This is a genomic window from Pseudomonas sp. FFPRI_1 (assembly GCF_055384485.1).
The window spans coordinates 5,747,212-5,764,230 of sequence record NZ_AP029168.1; the positions used below are offsets into that span (position 1 = coordinate 5,747,212).

General features: G+C 56.4%; 16 protein-coding genes. 3 read left to right on the forward strand and 13 right to left on the reverse strand.

All coding sequences use genetic code 11. The features are described 5' to 3' along the window. Positions 1–42: 42 nt before the first annotated feature. The 3 genes from kdpB to kdpF are packed head-to-tail and all read right to left on the reverse strand — an operon-like array spanning position 43 to position 3,933. Positions 43–2,127, reverse strand: a complete 2,085-nt coding sequence (gene kdpB, locus ACZ5BO_RS25450; RefSeq protein ID WP_025127141.1) for a potassium-transporting ATPase subunit KdpB — start codon at positions 2,125–2,127, stop codon at positions 43–45. Positions 2,128–2,137: 10 nt separating this feature from the next. Next, positions 2,138–3,832 carry a potassium-transporting ATPase subunit KdpA gene (gene kdpA, locus ACZ5BO_RS25455; protein ID WP_464696887.1) on the reverse strand — a complete coding sequence of 565 codons (1,695 nt, stop codon included), beginning with the start codon at positions 3,830–3,832 and terminating at the stop codon, positions 2,138–2,140. Between the two features lie 11 nt (positions 3,833–3,843). Continuing rightward, positions 3,844–3,933 (reverse strand): K(+)-transporting ATPase subunit F, encoded by a 90-nt coding sequence (kdpF, locus tag ACZ5BO_RS25460; RefSeq protein ID WP_043274482.1) that lies wholly within the window; start codon positions 3,931–3,933, stop codon positions 3,844–3,846. A gap of 336 nt (positions 3,934–4,269) precedes the next feature. On the opposite strand from kdpF, the gene eat reads away from it, so the two are divergent. After that, positions 4,270–5,634, forward strand: a complete 1,365-nt coding sequence (eat, locus tag ACZ5BO_RS25465; RefSeq protein WP_464696888.1) for an ethanolamine permease — start codon at positions 4,270–4,272, stop codon at positions 5,632–5,634. A 133-nt stretch (positions 5,635–5,767) separates the two neighbouring features. Continuing rightward, positions 5,768–5,935 (forward strand): DUF2897 family protein, encoded by a 168-nt coding sequence (locus tag ACZ5BO_RS25470; RefSeq protein ID WP_016964082.1) that lies wholly within the window; start codon positions 5,768–5,770, stop codon positions 5,933–5,935. Between the two features lie 46 nt (positions 5,936–5,981). On the opposite strand, the gene ACZ5BO_RS25475 is transcribed toward ACZ5BO_RS25470, so the two are convergent. Both ACZ5BO_RS25475 and ACZ5BO_RS25480 read right to left on the reverse strand, forming a co-directional pair. Beyond that, a complete protein-coding gene (locus ACZ5BO_RS25475) occupies positions 5,982–6,833 on the reverse strand; it encodes an urea carboxylase-associated family protein (protein ID WP_464696889.1) in 852 nt (283 codons plus the stop codon). A gap of 15 nt (positions 6,834–6,848) precedes the next feature. Then, the gene (locus ACZ5BO_RS25480) at positions 6,849–7,502 is read right to left on the reverse strand and encodes a GntR family transcriptional regulator (RefSeq protein ID WP_464696890.1); all 654 of its coding nucleotides are present in this window, start codon (positions 7,500–7,502) and stop codon (positions 6,849–6,851) included. 190 nt (positions 7,503–7,692) lie between these two features. Here ACZ5BO_RS25480 and ACZ5BO_RS25485 point away from each other — a divergent pair, with 190 nt between their 5' ends. Continuing rightward, entirely contained in the window at positions 7,693–8,253 is a 561-nt protein-coding gene (locus ACZ5BO_RS25485; RefSeq protein ID WP_025127136.1) for a TetR/AcrR family transcriptional regulator, read from the forward strand. A 23-nt stretch (positions 8,254–8,276) separates the two neighbouring features. On the opposite strand, the gene ACZ5BO_RS25490 is transcribed toward ACZ5BO_RS25485, so the two are convergent. The 8 genes from ACZ5BO_RS25490 to rpsA all read right to left on the reverse strand — a co-directional run bounded on the left by ACZ5BO_RS25490 (position 8,277) and on the right by rpsA (position 16,990). Further along, a complete protein-coding gene (locus ACZ5BO_RS25490; RefSeq protein ID WP_464696891.1) occupies positions 8,277–9,071 on the reverse strand; it encodes an SDR family NAD(P)-dependent oxidoreductase in 795 nt (264 codons plus the stop codon). Positions 9,072–9,272: 201 nt separating this feature from the next. Further along, the gene (locus ACZ5BO_RS25495; RefSeq protein WP_464696892.1) at positions 9,273–9,602 is read right to left on the reverse strand and encodes a ComEA family DNA-binding protein; all 330 of its coding nucleotides are present in this window, start codon (positions 9,600–9,602) and stop codon (positions 9,273–9,275) included. Positions 9,603–9,711: 109 nt separating this feature from the next. Further along, positions 9,712–11,706, reverse strand: a complete 1,995-nt coding sequence (locus tag ACZ5BO_RS25500) for a polysaccharide biosynthesis protein (protein ID WP_464696893.1) — start codon at positions 11,704–11,706, stop codon at positions 9,712–9,714. Between the two features lie 89 nt (positions 11,707–11,795). Then, a complete protein-coding gene (locus ACZ5BO_RS25505; protein ID WP_464696894.1) occupies positions 11,796–12,815 on the reverse strand; it encodes an MraY family glycosyltransferase in 1,020 nt (339 codons plus the stop codon). Positions 12,816–12,917: 102 nt separating this feature from the next. Next, the gene (locus ACZ5BO_RS25510) at positions 12,918–13,874 is read right to left on the reverse strand and encodes a UDP-glucose 4-epimerase family protein (RefSeq protein WP_464696895.1); all 957 of its coding nucleotides are present in this window, start codon (positions 13,872–13,874) and stop codon (positions 12,918–12,920) included. 492 nt (positions 13,875–14,366) lie between these two features. Then, a complete protein-coding gene (gene ihfB, locus ACZ5BO_RS25515) occupies positions 14,367–14,663 on the reverse strand; it encodes an integration host factor subunit beta (protein ID WP_464696896.1) in 297 nt (98 codons plus the stop codon). A gap of 138 nt (positions 14,664–14,801) precedes the next feature. Continuing rightward, positions 14,802–15,095, reverse strand: coding sequence for a hypothetical protein (locus ACZ5BO_RS25520; RefSeq protein ID WP_464696897.1), 294 nt, complete (start codon positions 15,093–15,095; stop codon positions 14,802–14,804). 200 nt (positions 15,096–15,295) lie between these two features. Then, entirely contained in the window at positions 15,296–16,990 is a 1,695-nt protein-coding gene (gene rpsA / locus ACZ5BO_RS25525; protein WP_007931318.1) for a 30S ribosomal protein S1, read from the reverse strand. Positions 16,991–17,019 lie beyond the last annotated feature (29 nt).

Genomic DNA, 17,019 nt, shown 5'->3' on the forward strand with positions numbered 1-17,019 from the left:
AGTCCTGCGGGAGCCGGTTCCCCGGCCCCGCGTCCAGGGGCGTTACACCAGGTGCAGGGCAGTCAGCAGCATGTCGATCAGCTTGATCCCGACAAAGGGCACCACGATTCCGCCCACGCCGTAGATCAGCAGGTTGCGCCGCAGCAGGTGCGCAGCGCTCGCCGCCTGCACCCGCACCCCTCGCAGCGCCAGGGGAATCAGCACCACGATGATCAAGGCGTTGAACACGATCGCCGAGAGGATCGCGCTCTGCGGGCTGGCCAGGTGCATGATGTTGAGCACCCCCAGCTGTGGATAAATCACCGCGAACAGCGCCGGCAGGATGGCAAAGTACTTGGCCACGTCGTTGGCGATGGAAAAGGTCGTCAGGGCGCCACGGGTCACCAGCAGTTCCTTGCCGATCTGCACCACGTCCAGCAGCTTGGTCGGATCGCTGTCCAGATCGACCATGTTGGCCGCCTCGCGTGCCGCCTGGGTACCATCGTTCATTGCCATGCCGACATCGGCCTGGGCCAGCGCCGGGGCGTCATTGGCGCCGTCACCGCACATGGCCACCAGGCGCCCGTCGTCCTGTTCATGGCGGATGCGCGCCAGTTTCTTTTCCGGCGTGGCTTCGGCCAGCACATCGTCGACCCCGGCCTCCGCGGCAATCGCGGCGGCAGTCAACGGGTTGTCGCCGGTCACCATGACAGTGCGGATCCCCAGCTTGCGCAACTCGGCAAAACGTTCGCGGATACCCGGCTTGACCACGTCCTTGAGGTGAATGGCTCCGAGCAACCGGCCCTCTGCGCATACCAGTAGCGGAGTGCCACCGCTCTGGGCGATCCGGTCGATCTCCCGGGACAGGGCCGGCGCCAGGTCGCCGCGCTGGAGGCCGACAAAACCCAGCACCGAATCCACTGCGCCCTTGCGATAGATCCGCCCCTGGTAGTCGACGCCAGAAAGACGGGTTTGTGCGCTGAAGGGCACGGCAGTCAGCAGTTCGCTACCGGGCTCGGGCTGTGGATAACGTTCACGCAGGTACTCGACGATGGATTTGCCTTCGGCGGTGTCATCCGCCAGGGACGCCAGCAGCGCAGCCTCGGCCATCTCCTGCGGAGTCACCCCGGGGGCCGGGTGAATGGCACTGCAGCGACGATTGCCGAAGGTGATGGTGCCGGTCTTGTCCAGCAGCAATACGTGCACATCCCCTGCGGCCTCCACCGCACGCCCGGACTTGGCAATCACGTTCAGGCGCACCAGGCGATCCATCCCGGCAATCCCGATGGCCGACAGCAATCCGCCGATGGTGGTGGGAATCAGGGTCACCAGCAACGCGACCAGGAACACCAGCGGCAAGCTGCCATTGGCGAAATGAGCGAACGGCTGCAGGGTCACCACCACCAACAGGAAGATCAGGGTCAGGCCGATCAGCAGGATATCCAGGGCGACTTCGTTCGGGGTCTTCTGGCGCTTGGCGCCTTCCACCAGCGCAATCATGCGATCCAGGGTCGACTCTCCAGGGTTGCTGGTGATGCGTACCAGCAACCAGTCGGAGACCAACCGGGTATTGCCGGTCACCGCCGAACGATCACCGCCGGACTCACGAATCACCGGTGCCGACTCACCGGTGATCGCCGCCTCGTTGACCGCAGCGATGCCCTCGATTACCTCGCCGTCGCCGGGGATCATTTCTCCGGCGGCAACGCGTACCACATCACCCTTGCGCAGGCTGGTGGCCGGCACTACCTGGTAGGCGCCCTCTGCCGTTCTGCGCCGGGCACTGAGGCCTTCGCTGCCGGCCTTGAGGCTGTCAGCCCGGGCTTTGCCTCGGCCCTCGGCCAGGGCTTCGGCGAAGTTGGCGAAGAGCACGGTGAACCATAGCCACAGGGCAATCTGCCCGGCAACGAAGGTTGGTACGGCGTTGTCCGGGACAAAACACAGCACGGTGGTCAGGATCGCCGTCAACTCGACCACCAGCATCACCGGCGAGCGTTGCAACTGGCGTGGGTCGAGCTTGACGAAGGCCTGGATCAGCGCCGGACGCCACAGCGCCGAGATCGCGGTACCCGAGGACTGCACAGGGGAATGCGTGGCCTTGGCGGCCGCATCAGCGGTCTTGTTCGAGGCAGGAACATGCATATTCATCATCAGGTCCTCAGAAGCCCATGCTCAAGTGTTCGGCAATCGGGCCCAGCGCCAGGGTCGGCAGAAAAGTCAGGCCGCCCACCAGCAAGATGGTCACGCTCAACAAGGCCACGAACAAAGGGCCGTGGGTGGGAAAGCTGTCCTGGCCGATGGGCACGGCCTTCTTCAGCGCCAGGCTGCCGGCCAGGGCCAGCACCGGCAGGATGTAACCGAAGCGCCCGATCAACATGCCCAGGCCCAGCATCAGGTTGTGAAACGGTGTGTTGGCCCCCATGCCGCCAAATGCCGAGCCGTTGTTGGCACTGGCCGAGGTATAGGCGTACAGCAACTGGCTGAAACCGTGGGGCCCCGGGTTGCTGATGGCACCGGCAGGCCCGGGCAGGCTGGCGGCCAGGGCCCCCAGGACCAGGACGCCAATGGGCATCACCATCAAGGTCAGCACCAGCAGTTGCACTTCCCTGGCCTGGAGCTTCTTGCCCAGGTACTCCGGAGTGCGGCCGATCATCAGGCCAGCCAGGAATACCGCGATCAACACGTTCAGCAGCATGCCGTAGAGACCGGCACCGACGCCGCCGAAGATCACTTCGCCCACCATCATGTTGATCAGCGCCACCATCCCGCTCAGAGGGTTCAGGCTGTCATGCATACCGTTCACCGAGCCGTTGGAAGCGGCCGTGGTGGTGACCGCCCAGAGCACCGTGGCCGTGGTGCCAAAACGCGCTTCCTTGCCTTCCAGCGGCGCGGTCTGCTCAACAGCAGCGTTTTGCAGCGCCGGATTGGGCTGGTACTCCGCCCACAGCGAGGTGGCACCACCGATCAGGAACAGGACGAACATGCAGGCAACGATGGCCCGGCTCTGTCGCAGATCCTTGACGTAGTGACCGAAGGTGAACACCAGGGCCACCGGTATCAGGATGATCGACACCAGTTCGAAGAGGTTGCTCCAGGCGGTAGGGTTTTCGAAGGGATGCGCCGAGTTGACGCCAAAGAAGCCGCCGCCGTTGGTCCCCAGCTGCTTGATCGCGATCTGACTGGCCGCCGGCCCGAGGGGGATCACCTGGTCATTGCCTTGCAGGGTCAGCGCATCAACGTAGTGGGCAAAGGTCTGGGGCACGCCCTGCCAGACCAGGAACAGAGCCAGCAACAGGCACAGCGGCAGCAGGCCATAGAGGGTGGCACGGGTCATGTCGACCCAGAAGTTGCCCAGGGTACGTACCGAACGCCGGCCAATGCCCCGGCACAGGGCAACCAATACGGCCAGGCCGGTGGCGGCGCTGACAAAGTTCTGCACCGTCAAGCCGACCATCTGGCTGAGGTAGCTCAGGGAGGCTTCACCGCTATAGGCCTGCCAGTTGGTGTTGGTGATGAAACTCACTGCGGTGTTGAACGCCAGTGTCCACTCCTGTCCGGGCAGGTGCTGCGGGTTGAGCGGCAGAGCGCCCTGAAACAGCAGGATTGCGAACAACAGGACGAACCCGGCCAAGTTGAAGGCGAGCAGCGCAAGGGCGTACTTCTTCCAACTCTGCTCTACCTGGGGATCGACACCGGCCACCCGGTAGCAGGCGCGCTCCACCGGTCCGAGGATCGGGGTCAGCCAGGTTCGCTGTCCTTCCATGACCTTGTAGTAGAAACGTCCCAGCCAGGGTGCAGGCACCAATACCAATGCCAAGAAGGCGAGGATCAGCCAATAGTCATAACTGTGCATAACCGCAGCTCCTAGTTCCGATCCGCGCGCAACAGCGCAACCAGTAGATAAACGAACAGGCCCACCGCCAACAGCAGCGACACTGCATCCAGAATGCTCATGGAATGTCTCCGAGGTACGGCGCTTGCCGCGAATGCCGCCATTGTCCGCAGGGAGCCTGTAAAGGAGCGAGATCGACGGGGTGGGGGGCCCATAAAGAAAGCGTAAAGACTGGCTTTACCTGGAGTGACCTGGTGCGAAAAGAGCAGTGGCGTGAGTGCTCGGCCTGCCCCAATGGGAGGCGCGCTGATGCACGGCCCTGAGCACCGCCAATAGCCAAAAGCCGCGAAACATCCTCGATACGACAGCTTTCAATGCTTTACGACGGACATCGAGACGCTGGCATGGGCGCTGCACAAGCCAATCCCGAGCATTTCCAATCGTTCGGGGAGCAACCGATGAACACACAACTCAAACCCACCTTGGGCACGCTGCACTTGTGGGGTATCGCCGTCGGCCTGGTGATTTCCGGGGAGTATTTCGGCTGGAGCTATGGCTGGGGCGTGGCTGGAACCCTAGGTTTTCTCGTGACCTCACTACTGGTCGCGACCATGTACACCTGCTTTATATTCAGCTTTACCGAACTGACCACCGCGATTCCCCATGCAGGAGGACCTTTTGCCTACAGCCGCCGTGCCTTCGGTGAAAAAGGCGGCTTGGTTGCGGGGCTGGCCACGTTGATCGAGTTTGTCTTCGCCCCTCCGGCCATCGCCCTGGCCATCGGCGCCTACCTGAATGTGCAATTCCCGGCCCTGGACCCGAAACATGCCGCGGTCGGTGCCTACATTGTGTTCATGGGCCTGAACATTCTCGGAGTGAAACTGGCAGCCACCTTCGAACTGGTGGTCTGCGTGCTGGCGGTGGCCGAGCTCCTGGTGTTCATGGGCGTGGTGGCCCCGGCCTTCAGCTTCAGCAACTTCGCCCTCAATGGCTGGGCCGGCGCCGACGCCTTCGGTGCCCCGGCGATTGCCGGGATGTTTGCCGCTATCCCCTTTGCCATCTGGTTTTTCCTGGCCATCGAAGGCGCAGCCATGGCCGCCGAGGAAGCCAAGGACCCAAAACGCACTATTCCCAAGGCCTATATCAGCGGCATTCTGACCCTGGTGCTGCTGGCCATGGGGGTGATGTTCTTTGCCGGTGGCGTGGGTGACTGGCGCACCCTGTCGAACATCAACGACCCCCTGCCCCAGGCGATGAAGACCGTCGTCGGCGACAGCTCGGGCTGGCTGCACATGCTGGTGTGGATCGGCCTGTTCGGGCTGGTGGCCAGCTTCCACGGGATCATCCTCGGCTACTCGCGGCAGTTCTTCGCTCTGGCCCGGGCCGGTTACCTGCCCACCTCCCTGGCCAAACTGTCGCGCTTCCAGACACCGCATCGGGCGATCATCGCCGGCGGCCTGATCGGCATCGCCGCGATCTACAGCGATGGGCTGATCAACCTCGGCGGCATGACCCTTACCGCAGCGATGATCACCATGGCGGTGTTCGGCGCCATCGTGATGTACATCATGAGCATGCTCAGCCTGTTCAAGTTGCGACAGGCCGAACCGAATCTGCTACGCAGCTTCCGCGCCCCCGGCTACCCAGTGATCCCGGCGATCGCCCTGGTACTGGCAACGATCTGCCTGGTGGCAATGGCCTGGTTCAACGCCCTGATCGGGCTGATCTTCCTCAGTTTCATGGTGCTCGGCTTCATCTACTTCCAACTCACCGGACAACTTCGAGCCAATGCCCCCGCGGACGCCATGCTCACCGGACGTTAGGTTGCACACCGCTACCCAGGTCACCAATCAGGCATACAATGGAACCCATGCGAAACGCTTTAACTCAAAGCGTTACAGGCAGAGCCGAAGGCGAACCTTCGCCTCCGGCAAGTTGCCCCTTAAGGAGAATCCTATGCCCTGGTATGCCTGGTTGATCCTGGTGGTTGCTATCGGCTCAATCGTCGGCGGCTTGATGATGCTGCGTGACACCGCCAACAAGGTGGAATTGACCGATGAGCAGCGTAAACGCGTAGCCGAGCGCAACGCGGAAATGGATGCCAAGGAAGCGCGAGATCGCTGACCCCGCCAGCCCCTTCGTCCCTGGACCAAGGGGCTGTCAGTCAGCCCTAGCGCTCCCACTCGGCCTTGGCGATGTGCAAGCCATGCTGGCCTTTATAGGCTGCCCGCTCCGGCTGGCTCCAGCCCTCGAGCAATGACGCTTCGAGCCGATAGATTTCAACCCCCAGCGGGCGGCACACGCTCAGCGGATCCTGGGCCTCGGGGCCCCACATCGGCAAGGACAGGTCTCCTCCCGGACAGGTCGACAGTGCACAGAGCAGATCGATCTCGGCAAAGAACTCCAGGTAATCGCCCTTCTGCGCCGGACAGGCCTTCATGAAATACATGTCATCGTGGTTCAGGCCAGTGCACTGGAAGATGTTCAACACATCATGCACGTCAAACTCGGTCAGCCCATGGGGCAGTACGGCACGCGTCAGGTTGGAGTGGCAGTGATGATGAAAATCCTCTCCGGTAAGCATGCGATTCACATAGGGATCACAACGGGTTCCCAGCAAGTCATGCAAGCGGCCGCCATGCTCATCGATCCCGTAGTGCGCCAGGCTGTCATCGGTGATGGTGACCAGCGGTCGTAGAAAAGGCAGGTTCGACCAGAGCCGATCATGGGTACTGACATGAGCCCCCTGTAATTGCCGGGTACGCGCCGCCCAAAGACGCTCCCGGGGGTCATGGGCATTCCAGACGTTGAAATCACCCACCTGCGGCCCCACTGGCGTGGTCACTCGAAACACATGCCCGGCTGGTACCTTCCAGGCCCGACCGGTACGAATCGGCACTTCGAACTGCTCGATCAACTCGCGCTGCGCCGGGGTGTCGCGAATACGCTGGTAGAAAGCCGTGTCCACTTGCAGCGCCGAACCTTTGCTGACCTGATAGGCCGCTGGATAATCTTTGTACATTGGTAACGCCCTCGCTCAGTGACGGAAGGATTGGCTGAGTATGTTCAACAGCAGACGCTCGGAGTCATCCAGATACAGCTCCATGGCCGCGCCGGCAGACTCCTTATCACCCTCCAGCAACCACTCATGAATCTGTCGGTCGCGGACCAGCCAGGGCGCCTGAAACGCTGCCTCATCCACAGCGGCGCAGAACACCAGGCGCAACTGCGCCACTATATTGGTGAAGAACTCATCGAACAGGCGCGAGCCCAACAAGCCCACTACGTGTTGGTGAAAGCTCAGACTGTGAGTGCCCACCGCACGCCAATCCTCACGCGAACGCGCCAACTCAGTGGCTTCGATGGCATCGAGCATGCGATCGGACTGGTACTCACGCAGCGGCCTGGCGCTGGCAATCGCTTGCAGCTCCAGGGTCCGGCGTACCCGAAACAGATCCCGCACGTCGTCACGGTCCAGACGCCGAACCACTACGCCCTTATTGCGCACATAGAGGGTCAGGCCTTCCTGCCCGAGGCGGTGCAGCGCTTCACGAATGGTATTGCGTGAAGCGTTGTAGGCATTGACCAACGCACTCTCCACCAACGGCATCCCAGGTAGCAGGCGACCGCCAATGATGTCCGCGCGCAGCTCCAACGTAATGTGATCTGCCAGGGATAAACCGTTGTCCATGGAGAGCCTCAAGATTGTTCAACAACTCATGATCAATCTTTAATCACTTATCGTGCCAACCCCAACGAGCTCAATCAGCTCATGGACAGCTGTCGGGATGCTGTAACTGCGGATAAAACCCGCCGAGAAGTAGGGGCATGTTCTACCGATCCTTGGTTAAAATGGCGATCTAGATGTGGAGGTTTCTCAAGTGCGTTATTCAGCAGACCATAAAGCCCAGACACACAAACGCATTATCAAAGAAGCTTCGGAACGATTTCGTCGTGATGGGATAGGTGCAACAGGCTTGCAACCCTTGATGAAGGCCCTGGGCTTGACCCATGGGGGCTTTTACTCCCATTTCAAATCCAAGGATGAACTGGTGGAGGAGGCACTCTCAGTAGCCGCAGAAGACCTGGACGCTCATTGCGCCACGCTGTTTGCGCAAGAACACCCTCTTGAAGCGTTTATCGATAACTACCTCAGCGAATGGCACCAGAACTCACCTCATCAAGGCTGCCCGCTGCCGACCATGAGTTCAGAGCTCGGCCAGCGTGGCCAACCCAGCCCCACTACCGATGCCGTACTCAATGCCAGGCTGGCACAAGTGGCAGCAGCCCTGGAGGGCGACAATAAGGCTCGCCGCAGCCTGATGATCATGTCGACTCTGGTGGGCGCGCTGCTACTTTCACGCAGTGTGGAAGATCCCCAACTGGGCACGCAGATACTCCAGACTGTGCGTGAAGGCCTGAAGGAACAGGAGCAGAGATGAGACCATCCGCTCCTGTCTGCCGCTTACTTGTAACGTACAGCGGCACTGCTTCTTGAAAGATTGGGGCCCAACGCCATGCGCGCCGTCACCAGGGCCTGCCAGTCTGCTGCGTCAGGCAATGAAGGAAGCGTGACCAGTTCCCCCTGATCGAAACCACTCAACGACGCGTCGACCATCTCTCCTGCCTCCATTACCATTTCCGCCGGAATATGCGTTAGATCCAGGCCTGAGCGCTCCCAGATCTCAGTTCGTGTCATTCCAGGCAAGACCGCTTGGACCTGAACCCCACTGCCCTTCAATTCGACGTGCAGTGACTGTGTCAGGCTCAGCACGTAAGCCTTGGTAGCACTGTAGGTCGCATTGAAACGCTCCGGGACCAAGGCTACCACCGAGGCGATATTGATGATCGCTCCTCGCCCCGCGGCGGAAAAAACCGCTGCCGCCAGGCCTGCCAGGCGAGTCAATGCCAGCACATTGAGTTGGATCATGCGCTCCATCTGGTCCAGATCGGCGCCCGCCAAAGGCCCATTGGCTCCCACCCCTGCATTATTCAGCAGCAGGCTGATAGTCGAGTCCTGGCGCAAGCGCTGCTCGATCTTGAGCAAGTCCTCCTTGAGCGTGAGATCAGCCTTCAACACCTCGACCTGCACTTGATACTCACTGCTCAACGTCTCGGCCGCTGCCTGCAGACGCCCTTCATCTCGGGCAACCAGCAACAAATCAAAACCTCGTGCCGCTAACCGATCGGCATAAACCGCACCAATACCCGATGATGCACCGGTAACCACTGCCGTACCTTGGGACCGAACCGAACTCATAGCTGTACTCCTGACAATGCATGAAAGTAATGAGCGCCCGCGACGTGGGAGATCTGGCGAACAGAGAAATATTACATGCATAATATTTTGCTAGCCTCATGAAAATCATCTATTTCGTCGATACAGCTAATCTTTCGAGCTACACCCCCCAGCGTGCAGCAGGCCGGTCATGGACCGGCCTTCAACCGTCAAGCAGGAAACTTAGTTGATATCGAGCTTGTCCCGATTGCGATCCAGAATGCTCTTGCCGATCCCCTTGACCTCTAGCAATTCATCTACTGAAGCGAAAGGACCATTTTCTTCACGGTAAGCAACGATCGCCTTGGCCTTGGCCTCACCAATTCCAAAGAGTTCGCGCTGCAGAACAGATGCATCTACTGTATTGAGGTTGATCCTGCTTGCCTGGGTCGTTGGCTGCTCGACCACTACCGGGACAGAAGCCTGTACGGGGGTAGCGGGCGCCGCCTGGGGGGCAAGGGAAAGGCTGGCCAGAAAGGCAAAGACCAGGGAGGAGAGATAAGGATTACGCATAATGACGCTCCATGACATCGATGAGGAAAGCAGCTTTCCGAAGCTGCCTTCCAAACCTAGGTGATGCCGGGAGCAAGTCAAAAGCAGGAGGGTTACCGCTTGTGTAGGCTCAGGGTTTGAGACGACGCTGCTGGTAAACCCAGTCAACAATTTCACCGTCTGGAGCGTAACCACTCACCGTCTCGCGCAGCAGTTGGCGCACTCTCGAATAGTCATCCAACTCAAGCGCAGCAAGGAGTTCACCGAGTTTTAGCTTGAGCGCATCCCAAGGCAGATGGTCCTCGTTGGCACTCATGATCATCGGGTGCTGGGTGGCCACTACGTTGTCACCAATCAGCAACTCCTCGTAAAGCTTTTCGCCAGGACGCAGGCCGGTAAACTCGATCGAGATATCACCATGCGGGTTCTTTTCCGAGCGCACGCTCAAGCCGGAAAGATGAATCATTTTCTCTGCCAACTCGACGATTTTTACCGGTTCGCCCATGTCCAGCACGAATACATCGCCCCCCTGCCCCATTGAGCCAGCCTGAATCACCAACTGGGCGGCTTCGGGAATGGTCATGAAATAGCGCGTGATCTTGGGGTGAGTGACCGTCAATGGGCCGCCCGACTTGATCTGTTTATGAAACAGCGGAATGACCGAGCCGGAGGAGCCCAATACATTGCCGAATCGAACCATGGTGAAACGGGTTTTATTGACCCGAGAGATATTCGAAGAATCATTGAACAGCACGGGGGCCAACTCGTTGCTCAACGCCTGCAGGGTGAGCTCCGCCAAACGCTTGGTACTACCCATGACATTCGTTGGTCGAACAGCTTTGTCAGTGGAAATCAGCACAAAGTTGGCAACACCGGCTTCCAATGCAGCCTGCGCAGTGTTGAGTGTTCCGATGACATTGTTCAGCACACCCTCGGCAATATTATGTTCCACCATGGGTACATGTTTATAAGCAGCCGCGTGATAGACCGTGTCGACACTCCAGGTTTTCATAACCGACAACAATTTCTCATGATGGCGCACCGAGCCTAAAATCGGTAACAACTTTAGACTACGCGACTCTCTCGAAATACGTTGCTCAAGCTCAGATAAAATACTGTAAAGATTGAACTCGCTGTGATCGATCAATATCAAGGTAGTTGGATTCGAGCTGATGATCTGCCGGCAAAGCTCCGAACCAATGGACCCTCCAGCTCCCGTTACCAGAACAACTTTCCCTTTGATACAACGTGCCAACAGATCCTCTTGAGCTGGGACAGAGTCACGTCCCAGCAAATCGGCGATGTCCACCTCCTGAATATCATCGACCTTCACTCGTCCACTGGCCAGGTCCATGAAACCTGGAACACTTCGCACATGAAGAGGGAAGCCTTCGAGAAACCCCAGGACTTCCCTACGGCGACTGCGACTGGACGAAGGAATCGCCAGAAGAATCTCTTGGGCATCAGTCTCATCGATCATCTGCTGTAAATGCTTGGGCTTGTATACCTGCAGCCCTGCAATCATTCGGTCAGCAATACTGCTGTCATCATCGATAAAGGCCACCGGACGCATCACTCGCCCCAAACGCAAAGCTGCAACTAACTGGTTGCCTGCTGCCCCTGCACCATAGATAGCAACTTTGGGCAAACCATCATCTCTACTGGTGAACGGCATATGTTGCGCGGTAGTGAACCAATCCCCGAGGAAATATTGACGCATCGCCAGCCTAAGGCCGCCTATCATCACCATGCTCAACCACCAGTAGTTGAACACGATTGAACGAGGCACCACGGTCTGGTGATTGCTGTAGATATAGACAACCAATGCCAGAACCAATGCAGATAGGGTCACGGCCTTCGCTATCGCAATCAGGGCATCGTTACCGAAATAACGCATGACCGCACGATACATTCCGAATTTAATAAACAAAGGAATTGCAACGATCGGTGCGCTGGCGAACAGCCATAAATGCACGATAAAGGGGTTGTTCAGGTCGTCGAAACCCAGCCTGACGACAAACGCCATCCACAATGCGGCCCACACAAGAACAATGTCAGTGATGACCTGCAGGATACGCTTCTGCCGACGCGGAAGCCTCAACAGAGCAGTTCGTATTTTATCCATAATTCCTTTCTCGAGCTTCGACCCTTAGCCTCGACCTGAAATTGAGTACCGTTGGCAGCATTCATCTGACTGCCAGGCATTGATTCGTTTCAGCCGGTTTTCTCCAACTCGCCTGCATGAAATCTGAAGGCGAGGAAAACCAGCGGGGTGTAGGCCAAGACCAGCCCAATACTACCATCCCAGCCGAGCAGCCCCACGCACATGGCTATCGGTAGCAACCAAATCACGTTGATTAGCATGACGGCAAGGGTCACTGGCAAATGCCGGCCATACTGGCGAGAGGCAAACTGGTAGGCATGGCTGCGATGAGCCTCATAGACCTTGTCTCCCCGCAGCAGTCTGCGAATCAGCGTGAAGGTTGCATCGACAATGAACACCCCAAGAAGAATCAGCCAAACCCACAGAAAACGCGAGGAAGCCCAAGCTGCTTGTATTGAGAACACCCCCAAAACAAGCCCGAGAAAACCACTACCTGCATCTCCCATAAAAATCCGCGCGGGAGGAAAGTTCCAGAAGAGGAAGCCCAGTACCGCCATCGCCAATAACAATGGCGCCCAGATCAGCGATATATCACCAGCCAACCAGTAGATCAGGCATGCTCCCAGGCAAGCGCTCACCGCCTGCACACTCGCTATTCCATCAATACCATCCATGAAGTTGTATAGATTGAGCATCCAAACCAAGTAGAACGCCGCGAGAAAATGGCCAAACCATGAAAGGTTTAAATCGATACCCATCAAATGGATAGGCGGTAAGCCCTTCAACCAGAACAACGCCCATATCGCAGCAAAAAAATGCGCAAGCAATCTCCAGCGTGCTGCTATATGCCCGTGATCATCAAGAAAGCCAACTACTGCTATCAGCCCTCCTGCTCCCCATAGCGCCCATACATACAACCAGGTTATATCAGCGATAAAAAAAAGAAGGGGAACGGCAGCAAGAAAGCTCAAGACGATTGCTACCCCTCCGCCTCTCGGAGTAGGTACCGAATGAGAACTACGACTGTTGGGAACATCCATCAAACTACGTGCGAGAGCATATCGACGCAATACCCAGGTCAACAGAAATGACATGCCAAGCACCGCCAACATCAACCACCATATCGCCATGCTTACTTTATTCCTTAACACTAAATGAGAGTTCACCTGATACGGACACTGACTCTTTTAAATAAAAAATCACAGCACCCCAAATACAAACTAAAATCAGGATTACTTATCAACAAAGGACTTTGCAGTAATACTCAGCGCCTCATCCACACTTATCGGCGGAGCCCATCCCAATAGCTCACGATTTTTCCCGATATCCACCTGGAGCGAACCACACAACCGTTGAGACAGTGACTTTTTACCCAATAAGGCTGCCCCACACTTCAGAATCACACTTGGTACAGGCAACAGACGAGCAGGCCGCCCTAGGGCCCTTCCCATTTTCTTCAACAGTTCGGTGGTTGATAGGTCATTACCGTCACTCACCAGAAATATCTGATTGGCCGCTTTGGGATGGTCAATACAGGTGACGATCAAGTCCACCAAGTTACCCAGCGCTACCAGACTCCGTTGATTGCATATTGCTCCAAATGGCAAAGGTATTCCCTTCTGCAACCAGCGCATCATGCTCAAGAAATTTGCCTTGACTCCCGGGCCGTAAACCAGGGTTGGGCGAATGATCACAATTTCCATCGCGGTTTGGGCCGCAATGAGCATCAGCCCTTTTTCTGCTTCCAGCTTGGATATCCCATAGGGATCAACAGGTGCCGGCTCAGTGTCAGCTGTAAAAGGAATATTGAGCGGCGTTTCCTCACCATTGACCTTGATCGAGCTGATAAAAATGAAACGGCGCACACCGCTCGCCGCGGCTTGTCGAGCTAGGTTCAGCGTGCCTTCCACATTCACCTTTCGAAACGACGCAAGAGGATCAAGAGAAGACTCATTCATTACATGAACACGAGCAGCTGTATGAATGACGACCTCAGAATCCAGCAGGATCGGGGCCCAGTCAGTAGTCGCATCTATCTGATCAATCAGAGCGGCAATTGTGCTAGCCGCCATCTCCGGCATCGGCTTGCGCGTGGCGATGGTTAGTTTACGAGTGGAACTCCTGGATAAGCACTCATGGACAGCGCCTCCCACAAAGCCGGATGCACCTGTCAAAAGGATCCTGCCCATTTCCTAGCGTACCTTCTCAAACTGGCGCCAGAATATTATCTGGAACACACAAAAGGCCACATTATGCGCTTAGAGCAGCCTGGCGAGCCAGCAAACGCAGCAAAAAATGCTCCGCAGCCCCACTATCGCATCGCGATATCATCGGCGCTATTCACGAAAATTAATCCATGCAGATATGGTCTTGATCAACAAATGATCGATCCAGAAAGAAGCGTACTCATTTCAAAAATGTGCCAGTACAAAAACCACTAGACATCCACACGGACGGCAGTTCAAGACTCTAAATTAAAAGGAGACTTAAGAAGAGAAAAAACAAGAGCACACTAGACAGAATATCCAGCATGGAGAGTATGTTTCATGAAAAAAACTGCCAGCACACTAAAGCAAGCCTAAGATCGCGCCCCATTCCAGCCGATGTTAAAAATTTTCTCTCTTACCAAGAGAAAAAACTCCAACTACATCAAAATTCGCACCCCCTTATGTACCAGAGAGCTAAAGATCCTCCCCCTCTTCTTCGTTAACCCGATCTCGAAGCTCTTTACCTGGTTTGAAATGGGGAACGAACTTACCATCCAAGCTCACTGATTGACCGGTCTTGGGATTCCGACCTACCCGAGGCGCACGATAATGTAATGAGAAACTACCAAACCCCCGAATCTCAATCCGATCACCAGTCGCTAGACACTGAGACATTTGCTCAAGCATCGTCTTGATGGCCAGCTCCACATCCTTGGATGACAGCAGCCCTTGATGGGTGACAATTCGTTCGATCAACTCCGACTTCGTCATATTTTTCCCTTCTTTTTCAAGCAGCTAGGTCAGTGCTCCAAAGGTTTTAGCATGCTCTGAAGGTTTTGAACAGCCCAAGCGGCGACTTGCTGAAACAAACTCTATCCCCTCATCTCGGGCACACCACAAGAAAAAACTTCAGCTGCCCTGTCGACACATCACCAGCATCGTTCGTGTCAGATAACCTGCCGGATTCCAACCAAAAGGGTAATCCCCTTCCTCCTCCTTAGCATCACTGGACCTAGTAATGACTTTATAGCCATTAACGCCGCACTCGCGCGCGGCACGCTTGTAGCACTTATCCCAATCTGAACCCAAGCCTGAACAATCGACCTCTATACCGCTAACCCCACGGACCACGTGGGTCTTTACGCTAGTGGTACACCCAGCCAGAAAAAGAACAATCAAAATACTCACACTCAACCTGCTCATTCCCTTCCTTATGGCAGTTACTGCCTTTCAAATGGTGCACCACTCAGGGGAAGCCTAGACCTTAATGTGCAATCAGCTCACTTATGAAAGAGACAGCCCGTAGCATGTGTTGGTTTCTTCCTTGGTCAAAATCCTCCCTGGCTTTCTTCAGACAATAAAAAAGGGCGACCGAAGTCGCCCTTTTTATGGTCTGACAGAACTTAGTTCTGCTTTTCCATCTGTGCACGCAACAGGTCGCCCAGAGTGGTAGGACCAGCAGCGATATCCGAAGCAGCTGGCTTGTCGCGCAGGCTCTGGATAGCTTCTTTCTCGTCTTCAACGTCTTTCGACTTGATCGAGAGCTGGATTACACGGCTCTTACGGTCAACGCTGATGATCTTGGCTTCAACTTCTTCGCCTTCTTTCAGAACGTTACGCGCATCTTCGATGCGGTCACGGCTGATTTCAGAGGCTTTCAGAGTAGCTTCGATATCGTTGGCCAGGGTGATGATGGCGCCTTTGGCGTCAACTTCTTTTACAACACCCTTAACGATTGCGCCTTTGTCGTTCTCTTGTACGTACTCAGAGAACGGGTCGCTTTCCAGCTGCTTGATACCCAGGGAGATACGCTCACGCTCTGGATCAACAGACAGGATAACGGTGTCCAGCTCGTCGCCCTTCTTGAAACGACGTACGGCTTCTTCGCCCACTTCGTTCCAGGAGATGTCGGACAGGTGAACCAGGCCGTCGATGCCACCGTCCAGACCAATGAAGATACCGAAATCGGTGATCGACTTGATGGTGCCGGAGATTTTATCGCCCTTGTTGAACTGGCCAGAGAAGTCTTCCCATGGGTTGGACTTGCACTGCTTGATGCCGAGGGAGATACGACGACGCTCTTCGTCGATGTCCAGAACCATAACTTCCACTTCGTCGCCGACTTGTACGACTTTCGAAGGGTGGATGTTCTTGTTGGTCCAGTCCATTTCCGAAACGTGTACCAGACCTTCAACGCCTTCTTCCAGCTCAGCGAAGCAGCCGTAGTCGGTCAGGTTGGTTACACGAGCGGTAACGCGGGTGCTTTCTGGGTAACGGGCTTTGATAGCAACCCATGGATCTTCGCCCAGTTGCTTCAGGCCCAGGGAAACACGATTGCGCTCGCGATCGTACTTCAGAACCTTGACATCGATCTCGTCGCCAACGTTGACGATTTCGGAAGGATGCTTGATGCGTTTCCAAGCCATGTCGGTGATGTGCAGCAGGCCATCGACGCCACCCAGATCGACGAATGCGCCGTAATCGGTGAGGTTCTTGACGATACCTTTGACTTGCTGGCCTTCCTGCAGGGATTCCAGCAGAGCTTCACGCTCAGCGGAGTTCTCGGCTTCGAGGACGCTACGACGGGAAACGACAACGTTGTTGCGCTTCTGATCGAGTTTGATGACTTTAAACTCGAGCTCTTTGCCTTCCAGGTGCGTGGTGTCGCGCACTGGACGGACGTCAACCAGAGAACCTGGCAGGAACGCACGGATGCCGTTAACGTCGACAGTGAAGCCGCCTTTAACCTTACCGTTGATAACGCCCTTGACCACTTCTTCAGCTGCGAAGGCTGCTTCCAGAACGATCCAGCATTCAGCGCGCTTGGCTTTTTCACGGGAGAGCTTGGTTTCACCGAAACCGTCTTCAACCGAATCCAGAGCAACGTGAACTTCATCACCAACATTGATGGACAGTTCGCCAGCATCGTTGTAGAACTGCTCAAGCGGGATAAGTGCTTCAGACTTCAGACCAGCGTGAACGGTAACCCAACGCGCTTGGTAGTCGATGTCGACGATAACACCGGTGATGATGGAGCCTGCCTGAAGGTTCAGGGTTTTTAGGCTTTCTTCAAAGAGTTCCGCAAAGCTTTCGCTCATTTTAATTCCTGTTGATAAGGGCGAAGAAT